Origin of the sequence: Mycoplasma sp. OR1901, assembly GCF_013348745.1 — a bacterium.
Lineage (GTDB): Bacteria > Bacillota_I > Bacilli_A > Mycoplasmatales > Metamycoplasmataceae > Mycoplasmopsis.
Genome location: NZ_CP054666.1, coordinates 518263 through 530893, shown reverse-complemented (window position 1 = coordinate 530893; position 12631 = coordinate 518263). Strand labels below are relative to the sequence as shown.

General features: G+C 25.2%; 4 protein-coding genes. 2 read left to right on the top strand and 2 right to left on the bottom strand.

The features are described from left to right. Positions 1–27 precede the first annotated feature (27 nt). Positions 28–1008: a variable surface lipoprotein gene (locus HTZ87_RS01725; protein WP_174892845.1), complete on the bottom strand. Its 981-nt coding sequence runs from the start codon at positions 1006–1008 to the stop codon at positions 28–30. A 208-nt stretch (positions 1009–1216) separates the two neighbouring features. Between HTZ87_RS01725 and HTZ87_RS01720 the strand changes: the two genes are divergently transcribed. Beyond that, entirely contained in the window at positions 1217–6055 is a 4839-nt protein-coding gene (locus HTZ87_RS01720) for a DUF4011 domain-containing protein (RefSeq protein ID WP_174892844.1), read from the top strand. 52 nt (positions 6056–6107) lie between these two features. On the opposite strand, the gene HTZ87_RS01715 is transcribed toward HTZ87_RS01720, so the two are convergent. Further along, positions 6108–7514, bottom strand: coding sequence for a DUF2179 domain-containing protein (locus tag HTZ87_RS01715; protein WP_174892843.1), 1407 nt, complete (start codon positions 7512–7514; stop codon positions 6108–6110). Between the two features lie 286 nt (positions 7515–7800). Here HTZ87_RS01715 and HTZ87_RS01710 point away from each other — a divergent pair, with 286 nt between their 5' ends. Continuing rightward, positions 7801–12531, top strand: coding sequence for a family 20 glycosylhydrolase (locus HTZ87_RS01710; RefSeq protein ID WP_174892842.1), 4731 nt, complete (start codon positions 7801–7803; stop codon positions 12529–12531). Positions 12532–12631: the final 100 nt, after the last annotated feature.

Genomic DNA, 12631 nt, shown 5'->3' with positions numbered 1-12631 from the left:
AAAAGCACGCTCGTGTGCTTTTTTTGTTTATTTTTTCGCTTCTGTTGTAGCAGCAAGCATTAAATCAAGTGTTTTATTAACTTCTTCATTTAATGATTTTTCGTTGCTAATTATAGAACTTACAGATTCAACTTTCTCTTTCAATTTTGTATATCATTGTTCTTTATTTAAAATCATACTGTGGTTATCAAATGAATTTTTAAATTCGTTACCTAATGTGTATAAATAAAATAAATTATATAATGTAATTTGCTTTTCGTTTTTGCCATTATAAATAGTGTTTAAGTAGTTTTTGTCGTGATTATCACTTTCTTTAATTTCTTTAACGATTTCATTAGTAACTTTTAACACTTCTTGTATTGCGTTTTGAAATAATTTATCAAGTTCGGTTTTAGTGTGTTTAGATGTTTCTAGAGATATAATAAACTCTTTCTTTTGTTCATTAAGTTTATTTTTAAAATTATTTATTTTAGCTTCATTTTGATTTATATCACCTTTTTTATCTATTAATCAATCATTTAATGTGTTGCTAATATAATTAATTTCAAATTTTTGGAATAAACCATCGATATTATCGTTATGTTTCTTTCTTAATCAATATAAATCATGTTCATCTAATTGTTTCTCGTCAGTTTCTTTATTAGTATCATCTTGTGTTTCTCTATTTGAAGAGCTATCTTGTGAAATGTTATTTGTGTCTTCCTGGTTTTCTTTAGGGGTATTTGTATCTATGTCTGCAGCAGCATCTGAAGTATTTTCTTTGTTTGGTTCATTACTTTGAGATGTGTTATTTTCTTGGTTTTTTTCACCCTCTATTTCATCTGTTTTTGTTATATTTTCTTTTTTAGGAGTTTGATTAATTGGATTATTTTCACCTTGATTATCTTGTTTATTGTTATTTTCTAATTCTTTAGTTTTACTTTCTGTATTTGTACAACTTAATGCAATTAGATTCAATGAAGCTAAAGAGCCTAAAGTTAATAATAATTTATTAATTTTTAATTTCATTTTTTTCCTTTCAAAATTGAGAATATTATAGCATAACAAAAATTTAACAAAAATAAATTTTAAAGTCTATATTTAGGTCAAAAAAATCAAAAGAAATATAATTTAATGCTTAAATATTTGTTTTTGTTTTATTACTTAAAAATAAAGTAATATAATTAAAATATATTTTACTTAAACTAAGTATTTTTAGTTAATATGAGGGAGAAAAATGAGTAATAAGATATTAGAAAATTTAAAAATTTGAAAAAATTCATTACTAGATTTAACCTTAAGAAATAAAGCATTAAATTTTAATATTTTTTCGAATAAAAATAAAGTTGGGTTGCCCTTTATAACACCAAATTTAAATATTTTCTTAAACGATACAATTAATTATAAAAGTGTAGATATCGAGAATATTGACACTCGTAAATTAATTTTAGACCCAGAAACTGAAAAGTTAGATATTGAAACATTAATTAACAATAACATTAATGTTCATAACAAAAAATCTGTTTATTCAAGTGTTAACGGAAAAGAACAAGATGAAAGATTAAAAAAATTATATAAAAATTACACTTCTTTCCAGGATGAGTTTTCTATCAATACTTTATTTGTTTCTGTTGGATATTTAAAATGATATGAAACACAAGAAGATGATAATGAACATTATGCACCTTTAATGTTAATACCAACTAACTTAAAAGAAGAAAGTAAGAATAAAAAAAGAGTTTATCAGTTGAATTTTGATGATGAATCTGTACTTCAACCAAATGAAACTTTATTGCAAAAATTAGAAACAACTTATAAAATAAAAATAGATTCGTCAATTTTAGATAACGAATTAGATAATTATTCTAAATATTTAAAGTTCAAAGAACTTTTAATTTCCAAATTTACTGATCATAGGTGAGAAATTATTGATACATTATATTTATCTGTTTTTAACTTTACAAAAATAAATATGTATAAAGATTTAGAAGAAAACGAAAATAAAATTGTTTTAAATAACTTTATTAAAGTTTTATCTAATGTTGAAACTGATGAAGAAAAATTCGACAAGATTGATGAAGAAAACATTGAAGAAAAATTTACAAATAATGAGTTATATCATATTTTAGACGCTGACTCTTCACAAGAAATTGCGATACAAAAAGCTATAAACGGTGAAAGTTTTATTCTTCAAGGTCCGCCGGGTACTGGTAAATCTCATACAATCACAAATATAATTAGTGAGCTACTAGCAAGAGGTAAAAAAATACTTTTTGTTTCAGAAAAGAAAGCGGCTTTAGATGTTGTTTATAACAATCTTAAAAAAATAGGTTTAGAATCATATTCAATACCTATTCATAATGAAGATTTAGATAAAAAAGTTATTTTAAATGAATTATATAAATCTCTTGAAAAAGGGAACAAGACAATTAATATAATCAATTCTCAAATTGAAAATATTTACACTAAGTATAATAATTCATCTAAATTTTTAAATAATTATGGTAAAGAATTACTCATTCAAAAAGAACCAATTGGGATGAATTTATATCATATGATCTCTAATTACTATAAATTAGATTCTTTCAATGATTTAATTTTTAAAATTGATAATTTTTATAACTTAGATTTACCTAAAATTGAATCTATTTCTAATTCGTTAGTCGAACTTGAAGAAAGAATTAATTTTTTCAATAAAAAACCACAGCAAAATTCATGATATGGTCTAAAATGACACTCATATGATGAAATAAAAAAAGAAGATTTAGTTTCTTTAATATCTAACCTTTCACTAAATATAAATAGAATAGATGACTTATTAATTGAAAAACATCAAAGCTTTACGTTTAATAAAGAGAAATTTGGATCAAATATTGAAGTGATAACTAATATCTTTAGAAAAATAATTAATTTTAAAAATAAATATCAAGCAAAACTAGATATAGATGCTTTTAATTTTAATTTAGATAAAGAAATAGAATTATACAAAAACATTCTTGATGAAACTAAAAAAATTAATGAATTAGAATCACAGTTATCTAATTTATATAATTTGGACTCTATTGATTCATATGATTTTAATACAATTAAAGAATCTTATTTTGATTATAAAAATAAATTTCTTAAATTTTTAAATTCTAAATGAAGAAGCGCTCTTAAAAACATAAATAGTTTTTCTAAAGATAAAAAATCTGACCTAATTGTTTTTGAAAATAATATTGATAATATTATTGATTATAAAATAAGAAAACATTTAGTTAAAGATTATATACAACAACTAAATTATAAAATTAGTGATTATAAATTTGATAATTTAGATCAAACATATGAAATGTTACAATTAATTTCATACATTAAAAATCAAGAAATGATAAGTAATTTCAGAATTAATACCGAACATTTTATAACTCGTGTAAACAATGATTATGGTTATATTAATGATATAAATGAATGACTAAATAAAGTTAGTTCTTGAGTTGATAATATAAACCATTTACAAAATGCATTTAATATAGATATTTTAAATATTAAAAACTTAAACAAATCTGATTTATCAAGTAATTTAGATAAATTAGTTAATGATCAAGCATACATAAGATCAATAGTTGAATTGAATCATAACATTATTACTCTTAAAAATAATAATTTATCGGATTTTGTCGACAAAATTTTAGAAGAACCAGATGTATCAAACTACAAAGAAATATTCCAAAAAAGACTATATAAATTATTGATTGATTATCATTTAAATCAAATTAATGATTCTTATAAATTTACAAATACAACCTTAGAAATATCTAAAAACGAATTTGCTTTAGTTGATGAAGAAATTAAAAAGATTGCAAAAATTAAAGTTGATGCTAAATTATTAAGCCAAATACCATCTATGGAAGGTATAGGAGCATCAAATCCTGAAATTAAAATACTTAAAGCTGAAGCAAATAAATCACGTAGAATAATGCCTTTCAGAAAATTATTCCAAAAAATACCTAATTTATTATTACAATTAAAACCGTGTTTAATGATGTCTCCACTTTCAGTAAGTAAATATTTAAGTGGTACAGATATTAAGTTTGATGTAGTTATTTTTGATGAGGCTTCTCAAATTAGACCCGAGAACGCAATAGGAGCTATTTATCGTTCTAAACAATTGATTATTGTTGGAGACAATGAGCAATTACCACCTACTAGTTTCTTCGATACAATAAATGATGACGAAGAAATAGATGAAGAATATCAAGATGAAAATGATATTTCTATTAAAGGCTTTGATTCTATTTTAGATTTATCTAATATAGCTCTTAAAACAATTAAATTAAGATGACATTATCGTTCAGAGTTTGATCAATTAATTTATCCATCTAATTATGCAATTTACGATGATTTAGTTACTTTCCCGGCAAATAGACTTCCTGCTCGTTTTGAAGCGATTGGATATCAAAAAGTTTCAGGAATTTTTGAAAACGGTATTAATAAAGTAGAAGCAGAATTTATAATCAATCTTTTACATGATATTATGAAAGAAAATAGTAATAAGTTATCAATCGGTATCGTTACTTTCAATATAAAACAACAGTTATATATTGAAAGTTTAGTAGAAAAATTTAGAGATAAACACCCTGAATTTGAGCATTTCTTTGATAGAAATTCTAAAGAACCATTATTTGTTAAAAATATTGAAACCGTTCAAGGTGACGAACGTGATATTATTATCATTAGTAGTGTTTATGGAAAAGATGAAAAAGGTAATGTTCCAATGCGTTTTGGACCAATTAATCACAAAAATGGATACAAACGTTTAAATGTTGCTTTTACAAGAGCTAAAAAAGGAATTATTTTGGTTTCATCACTTTCATGAACGGATATAGATTTAGAAAGAAGTAATTCGCGTGGAGTTCAATTCTTTAAAGATTACTTAAGAATAGCCGAATTTGGTATTGAAAACGAACAAAAAACAGATCAAGAAGAACTTAAAAATGGTTTTGAAGATGAGTTATATAATGAATTAGTTTCACATGGATTTAAAGTGAAAAGACATATAGGTAGCTCTGATTTTAAGGTTGATTTAGCTGTGTTACACCCTGAAGACGAAAACAATTATTTACTAGGTATTGAAATTGACGCCGCTTCATATAACTGAGCTAAAACAACAAGAGATAGAGATAAATTAAGACAAGAAATTTTAAAAACAAGAGGTTGAAATGTTTATCGTGTTTGAAGTGTTGATTGATTTAGAAATAAAACCCAACAATTACAAAAACTATTAAATGTCATCAATCAAACAATTGAATCTAGCAAAGAAACATTACAAAAACTTAATTATGAGGGATATCAACCTAATAATCCAACAATTTCAAGCATTAACAAAACTGAAGAAATTTCAAATAAAGTTAATGAAATAAATGATGAAGTGAAATCTACAACAGAAATAGAACCAAAAATAAAAGAGGATGATACTCTTAACCAATATTTTGTTGTTGAGGATCGTGAACCAGAAGAAATTGAATATAATATTTGACCAAACTTTGATCAAACCACAATAAGTACATTATTATATGATAATTTTAGAGGTGATAAAGATTTAATGTTTGAATCTTTAATTAAACAATATAAAATCATACATGAAAAACAATTCCAAAATATCTTTAAATATTCATTTAATACTTCTACATTTAGCAAAAGAATAAGGGAAGTTTATAATTACTATATTAGAAAATGACAAAATGAAGGTTTTATAAGAATTGATCAAGGATATGATAATTCTTTAGACAATAACTTTATAGCGCATAATCAATCTGATTTAGATAGTGTAGTGTTTTATGGATATAATGAAGAAAATAGAAGAAAACCTAACGAAATAAGTTTTTACGAATACAAAGACATAATATTAAAAATACTTAAACAAATTAATTATATTGAAAAAGCATCATTACAACGTAAGTTGCTTGAATATATAGGCTATAGATCAATAAATCAACAAACAATTGATATATTTAATTTTGTTATTAATAAAATGCTATCTGATAATTTAATTAAATTTAATTCGGAATCAAACTTTTATAGCTTAAATCAATAGAAAAAAATACAGAATAGATATCCTATTCTGTATTTTAAATTATTTTATGAAACTAGAATTTATTTTTTGGTAAGTATATATATCCATCGATACTTCTAACATCTGTAATTGAAATAAATGCATCTTCGTCAACTTTACGAACGTCACTTATGATTCTATTTACTTGTCTAAATAATGTGATTGATGTAATTACATAATATCCACCAGAACTATAACCACCTTTTGCTTTGAATTTTGTTAATCCTGAAACAATTTTTTTATCTGAAGAAATAACTTTTGCAATTTGGTTATGTTTTTTCATTGAGTAAATTTCAACTTTAACAAGTTTAAATTTAGGATATAGTTTGTTTAAAACTGCTATATATACTACGTTTGTTAATATTGTAGCAACAAAATTAGGAGATAAATATAATTCAAATTTTCATGCTTTTGAAGTAATATCTTTGATTAATTCTGGGTTTGTTGAATTGGCATTGGCTTGATCTAATAATATAGAACCTGGTAGTCATGAACCTAATAAAACACCAATTATAACTATAATAATATTCATATAACCCGAAATTGATCCAAATGATTTCTGTTTTTCATTAGCGTATCATTCACCAATAATTCCTGTAACACCTGCTGTTCCACCGATGATTTGAATAATAGCAAAAATTCATGCTAATAAGAAACCGTAAACTGAAGCGGAAATGAATAAAGCAATTATGTTACCACCATCATTTCATAAAAGAGGAATAATTGAACTTAAAGATTCTTTATAACCGCCATCTATACTTGCAAATACCGCTTTAATTTCAGGATTTGAAAAGTCTCCGATTAATGAGAAGTTTGTTCCTGGTGTAATACCAATAGAAAAAGATACTATTGATGAAACAACCAAGAAAATAACTGTTAAGTGTCCAAATACTTTACCTATTTTTTTATAACCAAAAATAAAAATTGGGATACTTAAAATAATATATGCTATTCAGAACACGAATTGTTCAATTAAGTTTCTAGTTATTACACTAATACCTGAGTCAGGTTTAAAAAATACAACTATAAGTCTTGCTAAGGATTGACCAACTGCAGCTAGTCCAAAATTATATATACCAACATTTTTAACTAAAAATACACTTATTACACCAAAAAAGATTGCGGTTATAACAGTGATTAAAATTAATTTTCACATTGGCATAATAGAATATAATCTATTTAATTTCAAACCAAAATTAGACATTTTGGTTCTATTATAAATAGTATTCTTTTTAACTAATTTATTTCTTATTTGTTCACCACTAAATAAAACATCAGCAATATCTTGGTTAAATTTATTACCAGTGATTTTATTTAGTAATGATTGAGAATCATTACTAAATTCTTCAATTATGTTTTCTTCTACGATACATTCCTTATCGCTTGGATCAATATTTGAACCATTTTTAGCTTCTGGATTGTCATCAAAATTATTTTTCATACTTAAAATTACCCCCTATTATGAATTTATAAAATAAAAATGTAAACAAGTTACATTATTTACCTACTTTTATTATACTATTATTTTAATAAATCTCTTGAATTTAGTTTAATTTAAAATCAATTTTATTAATTTGCTCATTATACCACTTTTTATATAAATAAAAATTAAAAAATAAACAATACAAATAAAGAATCATTCTTTTAATTTTCATAAAATAATATCGTGTGGTATCTTTACCATCCAAAATAATTTAAGAAAGTTAATTAAACAAGAGGTTAATAAAATGTTTAAAAACAATATTAAAAAAGTTATTTCAATTGGATTAATGAGTGTAGGTGCAATTAGTGCTGCATCATTGATTCTAGTTAATTCAGAAAAGAATGAAAATGAAGATAAAAAAACAATTTTAAAAATTGATAAACTATACGCAGAAAATAACCCTGCAGTTTCGGAAGATTTAAGCCCAACAGACGAAGCTCAACAGAATTTAATTACTAGTGGTTCAGTTGCAACAGCATCAACACAAGAATCAATCCATCCCGCTTCGCATGCCATTGATAATGATAAAGTTAATTCTAGATGAGCATCTGATGAAAGAAGAGATCCACAACATATAGATATTAAATTAGCTAAACCTAGTACAATTTCATCTTTCTTATTAAATTTAGAAAGAGCAAATGTTCGTCAATTTAAAATATTCGCAACATCAAACGAAACATTTTCGAATAGCGATGAAATAGACGCAAATCAACTTTATCATTTTAATGTTGATGCAGAACATAGAATAAAAGACTTTAAATTAAACTTTACAAAAAGTTATATAAATGCAAAAAATATACGTATTAAATTTCTTCAATTTGATGCTCAAGGTAAAAATAGTGATACAGTTTGAAGTAATGTTTCCATAACAAATTTTGAACTATACAAAAGACCGATAGAAGATTATAGTGCCACAAATGAAGTTCAAGATAATTTATTAAAATCAAATTCATCCGCAAGCGCAACAAGTAATGAAAATGGTCATGAACCTATCAAAGGAATAGATAATGATAAAGGTTCTAGATGAGCATCAGCAAAAAATGATGCTAGTCAACCTGTTAATTATGATATTACTTTAAATGATCCTAAAAGTATATCATCATTTAATCTTTTACTCGAACGTGCAAATGTAAGACAATTTAAAATTTTCGCAACAAGTGCAAATGATTTTAATGGAATTGAAGATAATAATAATAAAGTTTATGAATATAACGCAGAAGGTGATAATAGAAAAAAAGAAATTAGAGATAATTTCACTAAAACTATAAAAAAAGTAAAAAAAATTCGTATTAAGTTTACAAATTACGACGCTCAAGGTGTTGTGAACAAAGCTAATTGAAGAAACGCTTCTATTTTCAATTTTGAAGTTTACAAGAGAAAAATTGATTTAGGCGGACCTAGAACTTATCCTGCAGATGCAATTAATGATAAAAATGAAAATGATACAGAAAAAACTGGCGACGCACAAGAAAACAGACTTAAAAATCAAGCTGTAGTTGCAAGTGCAGTCGAAAATAACACATTAAATCAAAATAAAGCAGTTGATGGAAATAGAACAAAACCATCAAGATGAGGAACACCAAGAGTAGAGAATAATAGCGATAGTTTTACACCACCAGAAAGAACTTTAACAGTTAATTTAGATGGTGGTAAAACATTATCATCATTCAATATTATATTTGAGCGTGATAATATATCAGAATTTGAAATTTACGCATCTTCAAAAGCGATGGATCCAAATATTGATAATGCAAACAATAAAGTTTATACATATAATGTTAACAATAAATTAGATGATCGTAAAAAAGAAATCACTGCTAACTTTGATAAATCAGTTATAAATGCAAGAACAGTAAAACTTAAAATTAAAAACTATCAAGCTAATGGTAAATCAGACCATGATGGTTGAAGAAGTGCTGCAGTTGTTGAGTTTGAAGCATATAAGAAAAAAATAGACTTTGATAAAGGTATATATCGTATTCAAAAAATAATTGATGAATGACAACCACAATTAAATAACGAAAAAACAAAATTAGTTTTACCACAAGGATTAGAAGAGTCAAAATTAAAATTATTTGTAGACTACGAACAAGTAATAGATGATAAATTTAATGTTTATCAACCATTAACAAATAAAACAGTTGTAGTTGACCTAAATTATAAAGATGGAAATAGAGAATATAATAAATCATATAATTTTGTTGTTCCTGGTAAACATACACAAGAAGCGGAAAAAAATCAAAAACCTAAAGTTGGGGTTGAAATTGCTGAATGATACTCTGATAGTAATGAAAAATTAGCGTTAAATGAAGATTTAAAAGTTTATTTTAAAGGTGAATTAAACGAAAAAATTGAAGCTGTATTTAATGAATTAAAAGAAGATTACAAAGAAATGTTTGGTAAGGATCTTGAAATTCTAAAAACAGATTCTAATGTAACTGAAGGAAATATTTTATTTGATTTATCCGACAAAAATATTCCTGGTTTTGATAACGAAACATATTCAATGGATATTACTGATAAAGTTACAATTAAAGCTACTGACTCAGTTGGTGCTTATTGATCAACACGTACTTTATTACAAATGATTAAATTAGACCCAGAACAAAAATTAGTAAAAGGTCAAATGAAAGATTATCCAAAATTTAAGAAAAGAGGTATTTCATTTGACGTAGGTAGAAAAGCTGTTTCAATGGAAGTCTTAAAAGATGTTGTAAAACAAATGTCATGATATAAAATGAATGATTTCCAAGTACACTTAACAGATAACTTAATTTTCTTAGAAGATTACTATGATCAAGCAAAAGGATCAAACAATGCATTAAAAGCATATTCAGGATGAAGACTTGAATCTAGTCACAAAAATGATGAAGGTGTAACACTTCATAACCAAGATTATCACTATACTAAAGCAGAATTCAAAGATTTTATTGATAAAAGTAGATTGTTAGGTGTTGAAATTGTTCCGGAACTAGACTTCCCAGCTCACGCTATTGCCTTTACTAAATTACATCCTGAATTAGCTGTTCAAGGATACTCACAATTTGGTGGTGGAAGAAGATCTTTAGCTGACCATATTGATATCAGAAAACCTGAAGCAGTTAAATTAATTAAAGATGTACTTGACGAATACGTTAACCCTGGTGGAATTTTTGATAAAACTACAGGAACAAATGTTCATATTGGTGCTGACGAATTCTTCTCAGATCACAACGCATATTATAGATTCGTAAATGATATGTTTAAATACTTCAAAGAAAAAGAAGTTCAAGTACGTATTTGAGGAAGTTTTAAATGATTTAGATCAGAAACTGAAAAAATAGATGATAATTTAAAACCAAATGTAATTATGAACATTTGAAGTTTACAATGAGCAGATCCTGTTCAAATGTATAAAGAAGGATATTCATTAATTCACACATTAGACTCACCAACATATATAGTTCCAAACGGAAACGGGAATAGAGGAGCTTACGGTGATAGATTTAACATTTCAGGAATTTATAATGGTTATGAAGCTAATATAATTGGTGGAAATAAAATTCCTGCAGGATCAAAACAAATGTTAGGTGGATCATTTGCCGTTTGAGGTGACTCAGTTATAGATACACACCACACTGGTCTTACAGAATATGATGAATTCTTAAGAATTAAAGAAATGATTCCTTACTTTGCGACAAGAGTTTGAGGTATTGGAGAAGGTTTAGATCAAAACTTTAACGATTATACAAATAACATAGTAAATAAATTAGATTTAGCTCCAGGAATTAACCCAGGACATGAATTTATACTAAAAGATTATGATAAACAATTGTTTAATTTTGATTTAAACGGTAAAACTAATAATGAAAAATTACTATCTAAATCAGGTGATGCAAAAATTATTGAATTAGGTGAAAATACCTTATTAAAAGAAGATTTAGTTGGTGAAAATATTACAACAGCAATTCAACTTAACGGTGGAAATTCACAAGTTAAATTAGGATATGGAAAATTACCGTTCAACACAAAAATAACATTCAAAATTAAACGTCAAGAAGTTGATCAACCAGAAGAAATATTATTCTACGCACCAACAGCATACGGTGAATTAGCAATTAAAACTAAACAAAAAGATTCAAATAAATTTGGATTTAGCCAAGAATTAAATGATTATACATTTGATTATGAACTACCAATTGGTGAATGACATGAAATAAGTTTAGTTACTGTTCCTAACAATAGAATGGTTGCAATTGTTAAGTTATTTGTTGATGGTGTTGAAGTTGGCGGAGTACCAGTTGGTACAAATGGTGTATTTAAAAACGGTAGAAAACACACATTTAACACAGCATCAAGTTTATTCATTCCAATGGAATACTTAGGTTCAACTGAAAATTCATTTAAAGGTTTAATTAAAGATCTTAGACATGATAAAGACTTTACAATTAATAAAATTGAAAAAGATTCATTAGAAAAACCGGTTGTAAGTTTAAATGAAAATGTTGATTGAAATAATTTAAGTGTAAAAGATTTAAATATTCCAATAAACGATGAATATGATTACAAAGTAGAATTATCAAAAGTTGATAAAGATAAAAAAGTTGTTATTGGTAAAGTTATTATTAACAAAAAATCAAATCCAGAAATTAAAGTTTCTAAAAACTTTATCTTAGGAAATAATTTGGTAACAGTTGTAAAACCAAGTGATAACCAAACTACTGACAACACCGATTCAACTAATAGTAGTGAAAACAACACAGATACAAGTAATAATAAAGGTAATACAGAAACTAATACTGATTCAAATAATAATCAAAGCACAAATAACAAAGAAAAAGATACAAAACCTACAGATAAAAATAATAAAAAGAAATATACTCCTAAAGCTAAATCGAGTACAACAGGAATTGCAATAGGTGTTGCACTTGGTTCAATTGTGGCAATTTCTGGTTTATTATTTGCATTCTTAAAAAGAAGAAAAAAATCTAAATAATTAATTTTAAAATGGCAATATTTTGCCATTTTTTTATGCATAAAAAAACCATAATAAAAAGGCAAAAATTTAAAATGTTAATATTATAATGATATAAAAA